The organism is Coleofasciculus sp. E1-EBD-02 (assembly GCF_040218245.1).
In the GTDB taxonomy this organism is placed as follows: Bacteria; Cyanobacteriota; Cyanobacteriia; order Cyanobacteriales; family Coleofasciculaceae; genus Coleofasciculus.
This window is the reverse complement of record NZ_JAVJQN010000214.1, coordinates 11,972-30,797: the sequence shown is the minus strand read 5'-3', so window position 1 is coordinate 30,797 and position 18,826 is coordinate 11,972. Positions and strand designations below refer to the sequence as shown.

The window sequence follows — 18,826 nt, the reverse complement described above, 5'->3', positions numbered from 1 at the left end:
TATAGCCATTAGAACCAAGCCAAGTTTCGCATTGTATCCAAAAAATGGAGGTAAACAATTTGATACTCATTGCAAATATCTCAACACTATTCATAAAGCGGATGGCTTCGCCTTTTCATTTGTTGGCGGCGATTCCTCCAGGGCTTGACCTATCGGTACAAGCGTGGGACCCTCGCCGCATTTTTGCTGGAACTCAAGTTCCGGCTCAAAGCTAAAACCCGTTGAAACGGGTTCAATGACTGACCGAGTAAGCTCGATTCTTACCCCTTAAGTTAGTGCTATTAATCAATCTAAATGAGTGTGACATTTGAGGGGATGGACTATAAATTAATTGAAATGAATGGTTTTATTGAATGATTATGAATCAACCCAACTATCTTGGTAAAGTCTATTTAGTCGGCGCGGGACCCGGAGATCCCGGATTATTTACCCTCAAAGGTAAAACATTGTTAGAACATGCCGATGTGGTAATTTACGACGCTTTAGTCAGTGCGCCGATTTTGGCAATGATTAACCCCAAGGCAGAAAAAATTAATGGTGGAAAACGGCGGGGGCGTCATTCATTACCCCAGGAACAAACCACACAGTTACTGATTGAAAAAGCCAAAACAAATGCCGTTGTCGTGCGTCTTAAAGGGGGTGATCCCTTTGTTTTTGGGCGCGGCGGTGAAGAAATGGAGGATTTAATCCGGGCGGGTGTATCGGTGGAAGTTGTTCCGGGTATCACCTCTGGGATTGCTGCGCCTGCATACATAGGAATTCCCCTAACCCATCGCCAGTATAGTTCATCCGTGACCTTTGTCACTGGTCACGAAGCCGTGGGTAAGTATCGCCCTGAAGTTAATTGGCAGGCGATCGCACAGGGAAGTGAAACGATTGTAATCTATATGGGGGTGCATAATCTGGGCAATATCGTGGCGCAAGTTATCGCGGCGGGACGTTCTCCAGACACCCCGGTGGCTTTAATTCGCTGGGGAACGACACCGCAGCAAGACTACTTGATTGGTACTCTGGACACCATTGTGCAGCAAGTGGACACCACTGGATTTGAAGCCCCTGCGATCGCGGTTATTGGTGATGTGGTTAATCTACAGCAAATTTTGAGTTCCTGCCAACCTATAATTCTTGGTTAGGATCAGTGAGAAATCGTTCACGACTATTACTTCTCCGTGGAAATAAGTAGGTTGGTGGAAATAAACCCAACCATGTTAAGTTAGGTAAATAATTCTCAACCCCTTACAAAGGACGTAGCTTGCTTCTCGCTTGCGCGAGTATGACAAATGACAAATGACAAATGACGATCACTACCGTTAACTTCAATTGTCCCCACCTACTTAGATGGTCAATTCCGGGTCATCCACACCCAAAAACAGATTAATGCGCTGGTGGGAGTCCCTCACTCCCCCATCCCGGTTATTAGTCATCGCCTTGGCTGCACCCTTGGCGGTGTTGAATGTATGGGCATTTTCGGAAATTTTCGCCTATTTCCAATCCCTACTGGTCACAATATTAGTGGCTTCGCTGTTAGCCTTCTTGTTGAACTATCCGGTAAGCTGGTTAGAAACTCTGGGCATTAAACGAGGATTAGCCGCGTTATTTGTATTTTTAGTCGCCCTATTGCTGTTGTTCGCGATTGGTGTAACTTTATTTCCCCTAGTTCTTACTCAAGCCCAACAATTGGTGAGTCGTTTACCCGAATGGTTCGATTCCGGGCGGCGTCAGCTTATCATGCTGGATCACAGGCTGGAAGATTTAGGTTTACCGATTAGCCTGGATGGTTTAATTATTCAAATTAATGACAGACTGAAGGGACAACTGCAAGTTATTGCCTCTCAAACCTTGAACATAACTTTAAATTTAGCGGTGTTTACGGTAACCAAGGTTCTGGATGTATTATTAACCATTATTTCTACATTTTATTTACTCCAGCATGGTCGGGAAGTCTGGCGTAGTTTAATTGAATGGTTACCCACGAAACTCCAGAAGTCGGCGTCGAATACTCTACGCTTAAGCTTCCAAAACTACTTTATCGGACAGATTATTATTGCCACTTGTATGGCGTCGGGGTTAATTTCGCTATTTGTCTTACTCAAGGTTCCGTTTGGGTTGTTATTTGGGTTTACGATTGGAGTTATGGCACTGGTTCCCTTTGGCGGTTCTGTGGGGATAGCTTTAGTGACGCTACTTGTGGCATTGCGAGATATTGGTTTGGGGGTTCAGGTATTAGCGGTGGCGGTGGTTTTTCAGCAACTTGTGGAAAATTTATTAGCGCCGAGAATTTTTGGTCGTGTTACGGGATTAAATCCGTTTTGGGTGTTTATTTCTCTGTTAATTGGTGTTCGAGTGGGGGGATTATTGGGGGTGATTGTGGCGGTACCAACGGCTGTTGTGATTAAAGAGGCTTTGTTTGAGATAAGAAAGGCGAGAAAGGATCGGAATATGGAGGTGACTCCATCGGCTGAGTTGGTTCAAGATGTGTAGGGGCGCATTGACGTGATTGGTATTAACTTAAGCTAGAAAGCCCTCACCCCCAGCCCCTCTCCCAAGCTTGGGAGAGGGGAGCAAGATAGGAGCAAGAAAGGTGTTATATTGCAGGCGTAGCCACCTACATTTTTCTTCATTAATTGTTCCAATTCCCCTTCTCCAAGGAAACAAAAGCGAAGCATCCTCTGTCATCCCCCCTCTTCGTAGGGGGGAACGAGGGGGATGGGAGAAGGGGTTCGGGGATGAGGGTGAAAAGCTCTACCTGTTCTTATTTTCACCTTAAGTTGACACGGATGATTGACGTGCGCCTAAAATAATGTAATATTTATTCCACGACTTGAGTTGGATCACGCCAGTTGACCCCAAACAACCTCATCGGATCTAGGGCTAAAGCCCTTACTACGAACAAACATAAGGTAAGATTTGATGAGAGTTTATGGGTCTTGCTGTGTCCTCTGAAATGCAAAGTGCGATCGCATCGCCTAAACGATCGCTGATTCGGTCTATTCTGTTGGTTATTATTGGCTTGGCTTTGGCGTTAGGGCTGGCGAATTGTGATACTCAGTCTCCCCAAACTAGCGAGAGTTCCGCGATTCCGGCGGATACGCTGGTTTATGGTTCCGGTGGACAACCGGTGAATCTGGAACCGGGAAATATTACTGACGGCAATTCTCTTGTCGTGCAGCATCAAATCTATAATACCTTGCTGAGTATTAAACCGGGAACCACTGAGTTAGAACCGGGATTGGCGACGGAGTGGACAGTATCTGAGGATGGGAAAACCTGGACATTTAAGCTACGCGATGATGTTCAATTTCATGATGGTAGCGATTTTAATGCCGAAGCGGTAAGGTTTAATGTAGAGCGCTGGTGGAATCCTGATAGTGAGTTTGGCTATCGGGATGCAGGGAAAAATTACGAGATTTGGGCGAATTTGTTTGGCGGATATAAGGGAAGTCCGGACTCGATTTTGCAAGATATTGTTGTCGCGGATGATAATACCATTGAGTTTATCCTTCAGCAACCCTTTGCCGCATTTCCGGCGGCGATATCTTCGAGTTATTTTGGGATGGCGAGTCCCGATGCGATTAAACAAGCGGGGGCGGAGTATGGCACTCCGGCATCCTTGGCAGTGGGTACGGGACCATTTATATTTAAAGAATGGCGGACTGGCGATCGCATTGTTCTGGACAAGAATCCGAACTATTGGAAACCGGAGTTACCGAAGTCTGATCAGTTGGTGATTCGCTTCATTACTGATCCCTCGGCACGGTTAGCTCAATTACAGGCGGGTACGATTAATTTTACGGTGGATTTATCCCCCGATCAACTCCCAGAAATCGAAAATGATGCCAACCTAGACGCTGTATTTCGTCCCTCGTTTAATGTTGGCTATCTAGCGCTAAATCCCAGCTATGAACCCCTTTCTAAGGTAGAAGTCCGTCGTGCGATCGCGCAAGCCATTAACACCTCAGAAATCGTCCCCGCCTTTTGGGGAGAATTGGGTGAACATGATAACCATTTTACCCCGCCATCTCTCTCCGAGTATCAGTCTGAGCAAATTATCAATTATCCCTACAATCCCCAACAAGCCAAACAACTGATTGCTGATGCAGGGTATCCTGATGGCTTTGACCTAGATTTGTGGTATATGCCCGTCAGTCGTCCCTATTTTCCCACACCCAAACCCATCGCCGAAGCGATAGCCGCCGAATTAAGTGCGATCGGCATTAACGTCAACTTACAAACTAAAGATTGGGCAGCCTATTTAGAGGATCGGCGAAAATCACCAGGATTTCAATCCTTTATGTTGGGATGGACAGGGGATTATGGTGATCCAGATAACTTTTACTATGCCCATTTTGGTCCCGGCGCAACCGAAGATTTAGGCGGCTGGAAAAACGAGGAACTTCTCCAGCTTTTAGAACAGGGAAGGGCGACAACAGATCAAGCAGAACGGACTCAAATCTATGCCCAAGTGGATGAAATTTTAGCCCAAGAAGCCATCCGATTACCCATCGTTCACTCCCAACCCTTATTAGCCAAACGCAAAACCGTTACCGGATGGACACCCAGTCCCCTAGGTTCAGAACCCTTTGAGACAATAAGCCAAGGTTTATAGTTGCGCTTGTAGTTGCGCTTGTAGTTGCGCTTGTAGTTGCGCTTTAGCGCCATTAAAAGTAGAGCGTTGACCACAAACCCTTAATTAACTCAATCCCTATTAATCTTGTAAATTGACTTGAACGAAAAGATGATTAAAATTTTGAGGAAATTATTTAGTTCTCCGTGTCAATCTGTGTTCCTCACTATTCAGGCTTCTGTCTGCATCATCCCTTCTGTGTCATCTGTGTTTTTGTCAATACTCAGTCATAATTTTTATCGAAACTTAAAAAAAATACATGCATCCAACCAGACATAAGGGGTGAGACGAAAATTATAAATTATACAAAGTTTTACGAATATTCAAGGGATTTAGCTGTGTCAAAATTAATTTTGCCCACAAAAAACCCACCATAGATAGTATACCTGAAAACCGCACAAACCTCTCACAATCGCTGTAACCCCTGAAAAATCGTAGCGTTTTCCCAAAAAGAGGTAAAAAACGAGCAATTATGACGTTTTGTTGAGACGAGACTCTGATTGAAAAAATTAAACCGTTCTGGAGTAAAGAATAGTTTAAGTTATTAGAACTTGACAAAATGAGGCGAAACGACATTGAGTCAAGGGGAAGGAAATGTCAGTAGCGAAGGAGAAAGAAATAGCCAAGTGGGATCTAGTGAATAGTGGGTATCAAAAGAAGTGCGATCGCCTAGGTATGATTGGCTCTGATTAGTCTAAAGTCCAAACTCCAAAAAGCACTCGAAAAGCTAGAGCGGATAACTGAAGATAATAGTATTCGCGTGGTGGCAGTCCCTCCGCAGGAATGGCAGCTTACAATGGAAGAACGGATCACTATGGTGGAATACTTAACTAGAAGACAATAAGAGTTACTCGAACTTCTGTGAATCCTCTGAATACAAGGCAAGAGCAATGGTTAGTCGATACAGTATCGTCCAATACGTTCCCAATCCGATTGCTGATGAGCGGATCAATATTGGTGTGCTTGCCTTTGATAATGATCGGGTGTGTGTTCGGTTTTTAAGCCATTGGGAACGGGTAAAACGCTTTGGAATGGAAGATATTCATTTCCTCAAAGATTTCGCTAGTCGCATGGAAGATGCGGCTGCTGATGGATTATTGTTTCCGGGGGATTCGCCGAATGAGACTCCCAAGCAGGAACGTTTAATCAGAGTCGCTCAGAATTGGTTTAATAGCATTCAGTTAACTGAACCGCGTGGTTCTCTAGACGATGTAGACAGCCTTTTAGCAGATATTGCTGATACCTGTTTACTTGAGCCACCGGAGAAGCCAAAGCCGCGCGATCGCGCTTTTGCCGTTCAAATGACTAGGAGTAAAATTAAGAATGTTCTTGGAGATGCAGCCAAAGACTTAGTTAAAAGCAATTATCCCTTGTCGGGTTATCGTACCAAACATAAATTTGATGTTGTCGTTGCGAATGGACAACCTTATTTTGCCGCTCAAGGAATTTCATTTAAAGTTCAAGTCAAGGAAACGCTTCAAGATTCAATTTCTTGGAAAATTTCTGATGTAAAAAAATGTTACCCTGATTTCCCTTTAGCTGTTGTGACATTACCACCTAACCCAAAATATCCTGCCCATAATAAACTTGAGCGAAATTATCAAAAAGTAACTTCGATGTATTCTAAGCTTGGTGCAGATATTTTAACAGAAGATAACATGGGTCCTTGGGTAAAGGATCACCTTAAGCCTATAGACACTACAACGATGGAGCCTATTTGAGAAAATAAAAGGATGCTTCGTTTTTTGGCACGGAAGGAGGACAATTCAAAGCCTCTCTCCTTGTAGGAGAGAGGTTTGGAGAGAGGTTTTCTAGATGCCGATGAACCGAATAGGTTACTCGGTAATGGGATCTCATCGCTGCTGGGGAAGACTCGAAGGCGGGTAACGGGGAAGATTCCCATTGCGGAATTTATCGGTTAAGGTGGTAGAGGTGGAAAGCTGCGAGAGACTAGCTTGAGTTGTGCCAAGTTAAGAGATGCCATAATCCTGTTCGGGTGGCTTTGAGTGAGGACGAGATAGAATGACGGATAGAGCAGAATTACTCGAAATTATCGAGAAGGCAGCCCGTGAAGGAGTAACAAATCTGAATTTATCGGGTAAAGGTATCACAGAGATACCGGAATGTATCGGTAAATTGACTAACCTTAAAGGGCTGTTTTTAGGAGAAAATCAAATAACAGAGATACCGGAATGTATCGGTCAATTAACTGACCTTAACGTGCTATTTTTAGATAGAAATCAAATAACAGAGATACCGGAATGCATCGGTCAATTAACTAACCTGCAAGGGCTGTATTTAGGAAAAAATCAAATAACAGAGATACCGGAATGCATCGGTCAATTAACTAACCTAGGAGTGCTTAATTTAGGAAAAAATTAAATAACAGAGATACCGGAATGCATCGGTCAATTAGCTAACCTTCAAAAGCTGAATTTAGACAATAATCCTCTTAACCCTGTCGTAAAAAGTGCCTATCAAAGCGGACTAGACGAACTAAAAGCCTATTTAAGAAGTATACAAGAACCCGACCAACGTGAAGAATTTTACGAAGCCAAATTAGTTTTAGTCGGTGAAGGCGGAGTAGGAAAAACCACCCTCCTGAAAGCACTAACAGGTAAAGACCCTCAAAACAATGAAGCAACCACTCATGGAGTTGATATTGCCATTCAAGCGCTCCATCTACCCCATCCTCAAAAAGAAAACGTTGAAATTAAACTGAATGCTTGGGACTTTGGCGGTCAGGAAGTCTATCGCGTCACGCACCAATTTTTCTTCAGTAAACGTTCCGTCTACTTACTCGTTTGGGAACCACGCCGAGGTGTGCAGCAATGCCAAGTAGAAGACTGGCTAAAACTGCTACGGTTGCGAGTTGGCGATGAAGTTCGTGTGATTATTATTTCTACTTATTGCCAATCCGGTCAACATATTGCCCGCATCGATAAACCAGTCCTCAAACGTGATTTTGGTGACATGATTGTTGGCTTTCATGAAGTCGATAGTTTAGTCGATGACCCCGCTACTGGGGAAAAAGTGGGTATTGCCCAACTCAAACAAATCATTGCTGAAACCGCGCAAGATTTTGACCAAATGGGAGTGGTACTCAATAAAGCATGGCGAGAGTCACGGGATGAACTATTAGCAATTAATAAACCTCGGATTTCCTACACTGAATTTACCACAGTTTGCTCGGCTCATGGTCTAAATGATATTGCCACAAAAACCTTGGCTGACTTGATGCATGATTTAGGGTATATCGTTTACTACAGTGAGGATGAACGGTTACAAGATGATGTGGTATTACAGCCGGAATGGTTAACTAAAGCTATTGGTTTTGTTCTAGAAGACCGCACAACTCAAGAAATGGATGGTATCTTATCGGATAACCGCTTACTAGAGGTATGGTGGGAAAATCCAGCCGATGGTAAAACGCGCTACCCCTCAGAGTTGTATCCCTTCTTCCTGCGACTGATGGAAAAATACGATGTGTCCTACCGTTTGGAAGATGGAACCGCCAGTTTAGTCGCGCAACACGTACCCCAAATTCGTCCCAATCTCCCCTGGCTACCGGAGGAAGAACCCGCGAACAATCGGCGGCGAATTGCTACCGTTTGTGTGATGGAAGAATCGCCACCGGGACTAATTCCCTGGATGATTGTTCGCACTCATGACTATATCTATCAACGCCATGAACCGGATGGGAAAACCCATCGATTACACTGGCAAAAGGGGATGTTCCTGCGGAATAAAACCCATGGTGAGGCGATGCTGGAATTGCGAGACAGAGAACTTCATCTGTATACTGAGGCGGTGTGGCCCGAATACTTTACCAATATACTCCAGCAAACGCTACAAAAGCTGATTTCGGATACGTGGCCCGGATTGGAGGGTCGTTATTATTTTGCCGTTCCTTGTCCCACTAAGAATCAGGGAAAAGCCTGTATGGGACGGTTTGAAATTGGTGCATTACGCCAGTTTCTGGAGGAAGGGGATACTCACTATCGCTGTCAGTTTTGTCGCACCCGCCACAAAATTGTTGATTTACTCTTCGGTTTGGAAGAGGAAGATACGAGAGAACAATTGAGTCGCATTGAAGTTAAAGTTGAGCGTGGGTTGGCGGAAATTCAGCAGAATCTCCAGGAATTTGAAAGCCGCATCGCCAACTATGTGATGGGGATTATGCAAGCTGTAGCCAGCGAATCCAAACGGGGACCGCGACTGTTTACCCTGGAACCGAGGGAAGGGAACTGGCGACGGTTGACGAGTAAAAAGTATCGGCTGCATTTGTGGTGTGAGGAACCGAATTGTCAGCATCCTGTCCATGATATCGATAAAGGAGTTTATGACTTTAAAGCGCCGCGTGAATGGGTAGAAAAAGTTGCTCCCTACGCTAATTTAATTGCGGGGGTGTTAAAAACCTTAACTCCGATTACCGCACCCGTCGCGAATATGTTTTTTGGCGAAGAGTTTATGAAAGTTAGTAATATTCAATATCAATTGGAGATAATGAAGGAGTTAACCAATACGATTCTCAGCGATAACAAACTCCTGATTGATGGAACCGTCGGGATGCGAGATGGCTTACTTACTCAAGCGGAACGTTCGGGAATATTGGCGTTACATTCTTTCTTAAATGAGGAAGACCCCCATCATCAACGGTTGGGACTTAAGCGACTACCGACGTATACCGGAGACTACCTTTGGTTATGTGAAAAACACTATCAGAATCGTCAGTCGAAAATGCCCCAGTTCTAGCTTATAGCAATCGCCCTAGCGGTTAGGACGCATCTTAGGGTAGAGACGTTGCATGCAACGTCTCTACAAGTGCCTACTTTTTTGGCACTAGATTCCGTTGGGTTGAGCGAAGTCGAAACCCAACCTACAACATACAAATGACGTAGTGGCGTGGCACACCTTATTTGATGAATTAGAATTACGCCCGGAAACTGTAGGGGCGCAAAGACTTGCGCCCGATTCAATGATAAAATTTATTCCACAATTTTAGCTGTGTCAAGCCAGTAGGGGCGCACCGACGTGCGCCCATTTTAACCGTAAAAACCATTATAGGATAAAGAATTGAGGTGAAAAACGTTAAACCCGAAGATGACTCACTATATCATCAAGCGTCTACTCAACCTGTTACCTGTTCTCCTCGGTATTACCCTGTTAGTCTTCCTCTTCCTTCACCTAATCCCCGGTGACCCCGCAACGGTTCTGCTAGGAGAACGGGCGACTCCTGAACAGGTAGAAGCGTTACGGGAACAACTGGGTTTAAATCAACCCCTCCCCCTGCAATACCTCACTTTTATCAAGAATCTACTCCATCTCGACTTCGGCACCAGCATTATCAGCGGTATTCCGATTATTGATGAAATTAAAACCCGCTTTCCCGCCACATTTGAATTATCCCTAGCCGCCATGATAGTTGCCGTAATTTTGGGAATCCCGGCTGGAGTTTTAGCGGCGGTTTATAAGAATCGTCCCGCCGATAACCTAACCATGATTGGCTCATTACTGGGGGTTTCCATGCCCGTGTATTGGCTGGGATTGCTCTTAATTTATCTGTTTGCCGTTACCTTGAACTGGTTCCCCCCCAGTGGACGGATTAGTATTGAAGCGGGATTAAGCTTTCAACCGATTACCGGATTTTACATCTTAGATGCAATTTTCAAATTAGACATCAACCTATTGCAAGATGTTCTCGCTCACCTCATTTTACCTGCTCTAACCCTCGGCACAATTCCCTTAGCCATTTTAGCGCGAATTACTCGTTCTTCTCTGTTAGAGGTTCTCTCCCAGGACTATATTCGCACAGCGAGGGCAAAAGGTATTCCCGAACATTGGGTGATTCTTCGCCATGGATTAAAAAATGCTCTATTGCCTGTGGTGACGATAATTGGTTTGCAGTTTGGTACACTCTTAGGCGGTGCGATTTTAACCGAAACCATCTTCTCGTGGCCCGGAATTGGTTCCTGGATTTACGAAGGAATTTTGGCACGAGACTATCCTGTTGTACAGGGTGGCGTCGTTGTTGTCTCGATTATCTTTGTATTGGTTAATCTTGTTGTTGATATTTCCTATGCGCTAGTTGATCCGAGAATTAAGTATAAATAGCTAGTAACGCTAGGCGGAAGTCATCAGTTATCCTGACCTTTCACGGTATGTGACGCAAAGTGAGTGTGAATTCTGTAGGGGCGGGTTTCACCACTATCTTTTCGGTTGCAACCTGATGTAACTAAACCCGCCCAGACGCGCCATGGCGCGTCTCTACAATAGTTTCTAGACTTCCCGTGAAAAGTCAGATAAATTATCAGGCATCAGAGGGGATATTTTGTATCTATATGTTACCGTTTTTAGAAAAAATTCCCTATTCCTTGACAAAGGACAAATGACAACGGACAAATAACAAAGGACGAATGACAAAGGACAAAGGAATGAAAGCCGTAGTCATGACTACTCCGGGTAAACCAGAAGTGCTGCAATTGCAGGACGTACCCGAACCGAAACTGCAAACCGATAGAGACATATTAGTACGACTCCAAGCCGCAGGGGTTAACCCCATCGATACCAAACTGCGAAGCCGTGGCACATTCTATCCCGACGAAATGCCTGCGATTTTAGGCTGTGATGGGGCGGGTGTCGTGGAAGCCGTGGGGTCTGCTGTTAGCCGATTTCAGGTTGGTGATGAGGTGTATTTCTGTGCGGGCGGATTAGGCAAATCGGGTACAGGAAATTATGCCGAACTTACGGTTGTGGATGAACGTTGGGTCGCCCGAAAACCCAAATCCTTATCCTTTACAGAAGCCGCCGCCGCACCGTTAGTGCTAATTACCGCCTGGGAAGCCTTATATGACCGAGGGCGCTTAGAAGCCGGACAAACGGCGCTGATTCATGGTGGTGCTGGTGGTGTGGGACATGTTGCCATTCAGCTTGCCAAAATCAAAGGGGCTAATGTGTGTACAACGGTGAGTTCCCAGGAAAAAGCCCGATTAGTGCGTCAATTAGGCGCAGACGAACCTATTCTTTACAAACAAACCGACTTTGCCCAAGCTGCATTAGATTGGACAGAGGGAAAGGGTGTAGATGTCGCCTTTGATACTGTTGGCGGTCAAACCTTTTACGACACCGTTCCCGCCGTGAAAGTCTACGGGGATTTGGTCACCATTCTCGAACCTGACTATAGTATCGGGAAATTGAAAACGGCGCGATCGCGAAATCTGCGGATTAGCCTAGAACTCATGCTAACACCAGCACTCCAAGGATTAGTAGCCGCCCAGGAACACCAAACCCAGATTCTCGAACAATGCGCCCAATGGATAGATGAAGGCAAACTGAACATTCACCTCTCTCAAACCTTTCTCCTCCCCGACGCCGTTAGCGCTCATCAAGCTATAGAATCAGGATCAACCACTGGAAAAATCGCCTTGCAGATTGCATAAATAGAAGTCCCATGGCACACCTAATTTGATGGATTAGCCTCTCTTGCTCCCCTCTCCCTTCATTCCCCCCTTTCAAAGGGGGGCTAGGGGGGATGGAGAGGGGCTGAGGGTGAGGGCTTATAAGTCATAACTCATTACTAACAATGGAACAAGAGAACCAACTGCTTCAGCAATATAGCCAAAATCAACGCAACTTTTCGGGGATTAAGTTACAAGGTGCAACACTCATTGCTGAAAGACTCCAAGAGGCGAACTTCAGTCATGCTGATTTGAGCAACACAGTTTTATTTGGCTCAAACTTGAGTCAAACCCTATTCCTGAATGCTAACCTTAGTGGCGCTATCTTAGTTGCCACCAATTTAACCGATGCCATCCTGATAGAAGCCAACTTAATTAACGCCAATCTCAGCGGTGCAAAACTCATCGGCGCTCAATTAATCAACGCTCAATTAACTGGCATTACCATAGTCGGAGCAAACCTGAGCAATGCCAACTTGATTAACGCTGATTTGAGTCAGACCAATTTATATAAAGCCAACCTCAGTTGGAGTGAGTTGAGCCTGACAAATTTAACTGAGGCGAATTTGAGTGAAGCAGACTTAAGTCATGCGCGTTTAGTCGGCGCTAATTTGACTGGGGCAGATATGAATGGTGCTAATTTGCAGGACACTAATTTCAGTGGAGCTAACCTGACTGAAGTTAACCTAAAAGATACTACATTAAACTTAAATTCGCCCGAATTATTAGCAGAAATTTTACGACAAGCGGCTGGGGACGAAAAAGACAAACAAAACCTGGCTGAATTACTGCTCATGTATCGCCAAGGATGGGACTATTTACTCACCCTCAATCAGCCCTTAACTGAATGGGGAATAGAGACGATTAAAGCCCTAGCCTCATCTGAACAAAAATTTCCTGAATAGACCTGTTCGTAGTAGGCACTTTAGTGCCATAAAATGCTTGATTGTCAACCCCTAAAGTCATGCCTATTGTAGGTTTCTATACTATCGTGTTCTCCTACATCTGGCGGGGTGTCCGATACTACAGGATATACTATCATGTCCTTCTACCTTACATCCTTACCTGACGTTTCATACCCAATTCGGGTTAGCCACCCCTTTATAATCTAGGGCTTGCTGCATGAATGTAGATGGTATACCACACAAGGGTGGAAAGCCATTTTTTGACCCAATAAGTGCAAGGCTTTAATGCCTCTTCGGTCAAAAACGAAAGCACTTTTGCACGGGAAGCAGCATCTCCCTCATCTCCCCCATCTTCCCCATCTCCCCCTCACCTCACCACTTATTCAGCAGACCCTAATCTAGTCCGCAATCTAGTCCGCGCAGGCGGACTTGGTTTGTGTAGCAGCGATTTCAATCGCCTCCTCTTGCATGGGGTTTCTCTGCCTCTTTAGATACCATCAAACCCAGCCACTGATTTCTACATCGGTCAAAATTCTCCCCAACTTAAGAGATTCACTTTTCGTCGCTTGTAAAATATGTTTCATCATCACAGGTTCTCCCGCATCAGCAGCTAAAAACGCTGCATTTAGGGCAATATTGCGGATATTTCCACCCGCCATATTCACCTTACCCAACTTTTTCATATCTAACCTTTTCGTCGGCGTCTCTTCGGGAAAAATGTGCTGCCAAATCTCGGCTCGCGCTTCAGCATCAGGAAACGGAAATTTAACCGAAAAATTAATCCGACGCAGAAACGCTTGGTCTAATGATTCTAACAGATTCGTCGTCAAAATTGCCAATCCCTGATACGCTTCCATCCGTTGTAGTAAATAACTCACTTCCACATTCGCATGGCGGTCATGGGAATCTTTAACTTGAGTTCGTTTTCCAAACAAAGCATCCGCTTCATCAAACAGCAAAATCACCCCACCCGTTTCCGCTGCATCAAAAATACGCCGTAAATTCTTTTCCGTTTCACCAATATATTTACTCACCACCGCACTCAAATCAATGCGATAAACATCCAGGCGTAATTCCTTTGCCAAGACTTCCGCCGCCATCGTTTTCCCCGTACCACTCGGTCCAGAAAAGAGAGCGCTAACCCCTAAACCCCGTCCCCCTTTTCCGGCAAATCCCCACTCTTGATGGACTTTCGCTCGTTGTCGAACATGAGCCGCAATTTCCTGTAATGTATTTTTTTCCCGTTCAGGTAGAATCAATTCCTCCCAAGTCGCTACAGCATCAATCCGTTGTGCTAAATCATCTAATCGGGGACGGGCTTGAGTGCGACAGAAATCCCACAAGTGAGTTTGCAACGGAGAGAAATGATTCTCTATTTTGGGTTTTGATGTTTGGCTTTTAGATTTGCGAGTACGCCTTGAAGAGGAAGCCGGTTTCTCAGGTTCTGTCTCCTTAGCTGGCTCGGTTTTGACTGGAGGAAACTCTATCCCTTCCAGCGATAAACAAGCCGCTTGAATGGCTAGAGGATTGAGATTAAAATGAGACACTAGCGTATCGATTTGTCCATTTAATTCTGACGCCGTTGAACCGAGATACGACTCCCAAATCAACTTTTGTTCCCTGTGACTGAGTTGACCCACATCCAACGTAATCATCGGGCGCTGGCGTTGTGGTTGTCGTTCTTGAGTGCTAATAATTAAAGGCAGATTTAAGTCCTCAACGAACTGAAAGATAGCCAACTCTCGCATCCCATCGGTTTGATGCAGTTCATCGCAAGTGAGTAAAAGGGCACAGTTGGTTAATATAGCTTCCCGTAAACACCGCTGTTTTAATTGATAGAGTTCATAAGGATTAAGGGGAAGCAGGGATGCGGAAATTAAATTCAGACGCAAACCTAAAGCACTACAACCAGCCGCAGCAATGGTATGTTTTGCGCCGATTTCAGCACCACACAATTGAACGATAGGAAAGATAGATGTCGGTTTGTTCTGAAACCAAGTGGTGATAAGTTGGTCGGTAAGTTGTTGGTGGGAAGGGGAAAGAGACGTTGGAGGTAAAGGGGGTATAGGTTTGAGGATGCCAATCAAGCCATCATCCTGACAAGGTTCACCTAATAGATAGCAGAAAATGCGCCGATTAATACGTAGAGGAGAGTGAGAGAGCCTTTGACCTTCACCACTTTCAATCAGTCCCCAGTATTCTAAAGGTGATTCGGAAGAGAAAATACGGAAATGAGCCTCACTAAAGGTAGCAAACGCTAAATTCAGAGTCGGATAATTTTGGTCGGGATGACCGTTAAATTTGGCACACAAGACTTTAAATTTTCTGTCTAACTCCATCCCGACGCACAACAAGAGGATATATTGCTCAAAGGGAGAAAGCTTACAGATTGTGCAGAGCGTCTCTAAGGCTGAAGGCTTATTTTGTAGGAGAGCAAAGGCGTCTGGCGCTAAGGTTGTCTCAAATCTGAGTGGACTCGTCTGATTTTGGTCACGGTTAATTGTATCTTCCAATACCTGACGAACTTGATTAACGGCTGTCTGGAGATATTGAAAATTGGCTTGATACCAGTTGGTCGATGCTGGAGTATCCATGATGTTATGGAGCTGTTTAAATATCTTAAGGTTGACAGTAAGGGTTTTATGGCTTCTATATTAAGGCATATTGCAGTTTGAGTTAAATTCGGGAAAAACAGTTTATAATTTAGCCACAACTCAGGACGTCTTGGGTCACTTGGCTTACAGGTGTTTCCCAGGAATAGGCAGGCGTTTGCTTATGGAAAAATCACCCAGAATTCTTGAAGCAACAGGCTTGGAAGCAACAAATCATCAGGCAACTGAGGCAGCATCATGTATAAACCCCTACAAAAGAAAAATTCCTCCTGGACTCCAACAACGGCACAGAAAAAAAGTAAGAGTCCTTCTAAATTGGGGCATTTTTCGATTCAACCCAAGCCCAATAAGAAATCGTCTCAGTCGCCGGAAATAGGCGAGTATTCCAGAGACTCGGCGGATAGACTAGCCGCGAATGTGATGCGAAGTCTAGAAGCCAAGGATGCCCAGGAGACAGAAACGCCAACAGTGCAGCCTCAGTCCGAATCAAGGATTTCAGTTGCTGATGTCGTCGGACAGAGAATACCCACCGTGATGGCACGCACCCTGACTCCACAAGTAAGAATGGCTTCTGAAGTCGTGCCAGAAAACCCAATTCAACGGCAATGTGCTGATTGTGCATCTGAACAACAAGAACAATCAACCGCAACCGGGAAAGACATTGAGCAGATATCGTCAGAGGCAGGAACAATCCAAACGAAACTGACTGTCGGAGCGCCAGGAGATCCCTACGAGCAAGAAGCTGACCGAGTGGCGGCTCAAGTGGTTTCTATGTCAGCACCTCCTGACAATTCAGCTCCAGTTCAGCGTTTAGCACAAGAGAATAACCCCATTCAGAGAGAGTCGTTGGCACAGTCGATTACGCCTGTCGTACAGAGGCGATTATCTGAGCAGGTGCAAACGCAAGGATTAGTGCAACGGGCATTTCAAGCAGGTGGAACTGAAGCGTCTGAGGATTTAGAGAGCCGTTTGAATGCGTCTAAGGGTGGAGGTTCTCCTTTATCGGAGGACGTGAGAGGGTTTATGGAGCCGCGCTTTGGTTCTGACTTTAGTGGAGTGCGGGTGCATACGGGTGGTGAAGCGGTGCAGATGAATCAGGAGTTGGGCGCTCAGGCGTTTACTCACGGGCAGGATATTTTCTTTAACCAAGGGAAGTATAATCCCGGTTCAACCGATGGGAAGCTTTTGTTGGCACATGAAATGACTCATGTGGTACAGCAGACGGGTGGAGTTCAGCCCAAACGTACAATCAGTGAATCAGGGGAAAGACATGAGGTAGGGGCAGACCAGATGGAAGAGCAAAGTAAAGGTATAACTGTGCCGCTCTCTTGGCAGCCAATTGAGAGGATATCTACTGGAGAATTGCAAGTTCAGCGTTACTTTTTGGCTCAAAATCCTAATGATCCTTCCGATATAACCCGTGTATCGGACGACAGATCTGTAGCTGTTAAACAAGAAGGCTATGGCAGTCATAAGTTATGGGCTGCACCAGGCAAGGCTCAACATTCTTCAAATCAACTCAGAGCAGTTAATTCAGTGATCGAATTGGTAGAAAATAAAACTGATGTCATAAGAGTCCATGATCTAAACAATAATCGTAAAAATCTCGTCAGGGTCATACCACGAAATATAGGTAACGGTACTCAAGGAAATGGAATGATAATCTGGGCTGATTGTGGTAGATCGGCAAGAGATGTTATTGGAGGAGAAAATGGAACTAGAGGTGTCTACAGAGATCCAGCTAGTCGAACCGGACAACACAAAAGAACTGTTGAAACCTTTGATCCTGAAGTAATAAAGTGGAAGGTTTTGGAAAATATTCTTCGAGTTTACGAGCAACAATTAGGACAGAAGTTGCTTGACGAGAGAAGGATTAGTCGAATGAAAAGTAGAGGACATATATCCGCACTCGCTAATTATTTCTTGAGAATTTACAATCAACTATCACCGAGAACAAGGGAAAATTTAGATCGGCGTACAGGAATTAATCGTTGGGCTAATCCTGTAGTTGGGCAAGCTTACACTATCTCTAGTGGTGGTTCTCCTATGAGAGATATCAATGGGAACCCAATAAGAACTTGGAATTTCCATTGGGCAGGTGTTGTAATGAAGAGTGATAACGGCAGAGACAACGTAACGCTTGAAAATTATTCTGTAAGCGACTATGACGAAGCAAATACTAACTGGATATTCCAAATGTACGGTTTAGCTCAGTCTGCGGCAGAAGATTCCAGCAAGCAAGGTCAAACATTTCACGAAGAACACCGAGATACGGGTCAGCACGGTGAAACTCCCACAACTTTAGTAGTAGAGTCTAATAGCAGATGAGAGAAGATGAGATGCGAGTGCAAGTTCTAACTTCTGTTTTACTAGCAGAGACTGTAGTTTTATTCATAGGAAGTGTAGCATTAGGAGGTTGCCAGCCAAATCAAACAGGTGTTTTAACTTTAACCACAGCAGCAAGTAATATGACGGAATTGCCAACTATTTTAAATCGTACTGACATTGAGGAACATTTTCCCGACCCCTTCGATGCCATAGATGATGATGAAATGGATGAGAGACTACAAGCAAGAGATAAAGGTAAACAAGTGCGTCTAATTGGACAATACATTCAAGTAGATGTGAGAAGATGGCCCAAACCACCACCGAGATATAAAGGTCATGTAGCTGTGGTGTTGGAAGATGGCACTGAGGTCTTTCTTTATCCTCCCTGGCATTCTGAAGCCATAAGATCGACTAATGAAATTACACGATATAACAATCGAGGAGTTGCTGTGGTCGGTAAAATTGTTCCAGAATGTCCTAAATCTCCTCAGCCTGCTGCAAGCATTGTAGCGCCATGTATGCTAACAATTGATTTCATTGATCTAGTGGATTGAATCAATTTCCTCAGCCAAGCAATATACCTGCCAATGATTCTTTGGAATTGTATATGACTTTTCCCCAAATAACAGATAAACCTACCTTTGGAGAGTTTATGGGGGTCGTACTACAGTTGCAGGCAGGTGAGGTTTGCCTAGAAGCGACTTCTCCTATAGAGTTAGTCAGACGATGGAGACGGTAAATTAAAACATCAAATCGGAGAAAAGGTAGGCTCTCCCGTACATGGTGTGATAAATTTCACTTATATGTGTAGCGATGAGCTTGATTGGAGGAAAACCTAGCTTTTAAGCTGGATTAGTTGGGTTTCCTTGCGTTTTCCCAACCTACAAGCATTACATCATG

General features: G+C 44.8%; 12 protein-coding genes. 11 read left to right on the top strand and 1 reads right to left on the bottom strand.

Features of this window, described 5'->3' with window-relative positions; translation table 11 throughout:
- The first annotated feature begins 359 nt into the window (after window positions 1-359).
- From cobA to RIC07_RS33235, 9 genes are all read left to right on the top strand, one after another.
- Window positions 360-1,133 (top strand): uroporphyrinogen-III C-methyltransferase, encoded by a 774-nt coding sequence (gene cobA / locus RIC07_RS33275; protein ID WP_446398261.1) that lies wholly within the window; start codon window positions 360-362, stop codon window positions 1,131-1,133.
- A gap of 205 nt (window positions 1,134-1,338) precedes the next feature.
- Window positions 1,339-2,481 (top strand): AI-2E family transporter, encoded by a 1,143-nt coding sequence (locus RIC07_RS33270; protein ID WP_446398260.1) that lies wholly within the window; start codon window positions 1,339-1,341, stop codon window positions 2,479-2,481.
- Between the two features lie 439 nt (window positions 2,482-2,920).
- Window positions 2,921-4,606 (top strand): ABC transporter substrate-binding protein, encoded by a 1,686-nt coding sequence (locus RIC07_RS33265; protein ID WP_446398259.1) that lies wholly within the window; start codon window positions 2,921-2,923, stop codon window positions 4,604-4,606.
- 908 nt (window positions 4,607-5,514) lie between these two features.
- On the top strand, window positions 5,515-6,345 hold the full coding sequence (locus tag RIC07_RS33260; RefSeq protein ID WP_446398258.1) for a DUF3037 domain-containing protein: 831 nt from the start codon (window positions 5,515-5,517) through the stop codon (window positions 6,343-6,345).
- Window positions 6,346-6,646: 301 nt separating this feature from the next.
- The gene (locus RIC07_RS33255) at window positions 6,647-7,006 is read left to right on the top strand and encodes a leucine-rich repeat domain-containing protein (protein ID WP_446398257.1); all 360 of its coding nucleotides are present in this window, start codon (window positions 6,647-6,649) and stop codon (window positions 7,004-7,006) included.
- Window positions 7,007-9,379: a COR domain-containing protein gene (locus RIC07_RS33250; protein WP_446398263.1), complete on the top strand. Its 2,373-nt coding sequence runs from the start codon at window positions 7,007-7,009 to the stop codon at window positions 9,377-9,379.
- A gap of 348 nt (window positions 9,380-9,727) precedes the next feature.
- On the top strand, window positions 9,728-10,738 hold the full coding sequence (locus RIC07_RS33245; protein WP_446398256.1) for an ABC transporter permease: 1,011 nt from the start codon (window positions 9,728-9,730) through the stop codon (window positions 10,736-10,738).
- A gap of 320 nt (window positions 10,739-11,058) precedes the next feature.
- The gene (locus RIC07_RS33240) at window positions 11,059-12,063 is read left to right on the top strand and encodes a zinc-dependent alcohol dehydrogenase family protein (RefSeq protein WP_446398262.1); all 1,005 of its coding nucleotides are present in this window, start codon (window positions 11,059-11,061) and stop codon (window positions 12,061-12,063) included.
- A gap of 143 nt (window positions 12,064-12,206) precedes the next feature.
- Window positions 12,207-12,986: a pentapeptide repeat-containing protein gene (locus RIC07_RS33235; protein ID WP_446398255.1), complete on the top strand. Its 780-nt coding sequence runs from the start codon at window positions 12,207-12,209 to the stop codon at window positions 12,984-12,986.
- Window positions 12,987-13,483: 497 nt separating this feature from the next.
- On the opposite strand, the gene RIC07_RS33230 is transcribed toward RIC07_RS33235, so the two are convergent.
- The gene (locus RIC07_RS33230) at window positions 13,484-15,580 is read right to left on the bottom strand and encodes an ATP-binding protein (RefSeq protein ID WP_446398254.1); all 2,097 of its coding nucleotides are present in this window, start codon (window positions 15,578-15,580) and stop codon (window positions 13,484-13,486) included.
- Between the two features lie 255 nt (window positions 15,581-15,835).
- Between RIC07_RS33230 and RIC07_RS33225 the strand changes: the two genes are divergently transcribed.
- Complete coding sequence (locus tag RIC07_RS33225) at window positions 15,836-17,926, top strand: eCIS core domain-containing protein (RefSeq protein ID WP_446398253.1); 2,091 nt, start codon at window positions 15,836-15,838, stop codon at window positions 17,924-17,926.
- On the top strand, window positions 17,923-18,480 hold the full coding sequence (locus RIC07_RS33220; RefSeq protein ID WP_446398252.1) for a histidine kinase: 558 nt from the start codon (window positions 17,923-17,925) through the stop codon (window positions 18,478-18,480). Before RIC07_RS33225 ends, RIC07_RS33220 begins: the two co-directional genes overlap by 4 nt.
- Window positions 18,481-18,826 lie beyond the last annotated feature (346 nt).

Excerpts from the sequence above, each read along its gene's own strand:
- cobA (WP_446398261.1), top strand. The coding sequence starts at position 360 with ATGAATCAACCCAACTATCTTGGTAAAGTCTATTTAGTCGGCGCGGGA.
- RIC07_RS33270 (WP_446398260.1), top strand. The coding sequence starts at position 1,339 with ATGGTCAATTCCGGGTCATCCACACCCAAAAACAGATTAATGCGCTGG.
- RIC07_RS33265 (WP_446398259.1), top strand. The coding sequence starts at position 2,921 with ATGGGTCTTGCTGTGTCCTCTGAAATGCAAAGTGCGATCGCATCGCCT.
- RIC07_RS33260 (WP_446398258.1), top strand. The coding sequence starts at position 5,515 with ATGGTTAGTCGATACAGTATCGTCCAATACGTTCCCAATCCGATTGCT.
- RIC07_RS33255 (WP_446398257.1), top strand. The coding sequence starts at position 6,647 with ATGACGGATAGAGCAGAATTACTCGAAATTATCGAGAAGGCAGCCCGT.
- RIC07_RS33245 (WP_446398256.1), top strand. The coding sequence starts at position 9,728 with ATGACTCACTATATCATCAAGCGTCTACTCAACCTGTTACCTGTTCTC.
- RIC07_RS33240 (WP_446398262.1), top strand. The coding sequence starts at position 11,059 with ATGAAAGCCGTAGTCATGACTACTCCGGGTAAACCAGAAGTGCTGCAA.
- RIC07_RS33235 (WP_446398255.1), top strand. The coding sequence starts at position 12,207 with ATGGAACAAGAGAACCAACTGCTTCAGCAATATAGCCAAAATCAACGC.
- RIC07_RS33230 (WP_446398254.1), bottom strand. The coding sequence starts at position 15,580 with ATGGATACTCCAGCATCGACCAACTGGTATCAAGCCAATTTTCAATAT.
- RIC07_RS33225 (WP_446398253.1), top strand. The coding sequence starts at position 15,836 with ATGTATAAACCCCTACAAAAGAAAAATTCCTCCTGGACTCCAACAACG.
- RIC07_RS33220 (WP_446398252.1), top strand. The coding sequence starts at position 17,923 with ATGAGAGAAGATGAGATGCGAGTGCAAGTTCTAACTTCTGTTTTACTA.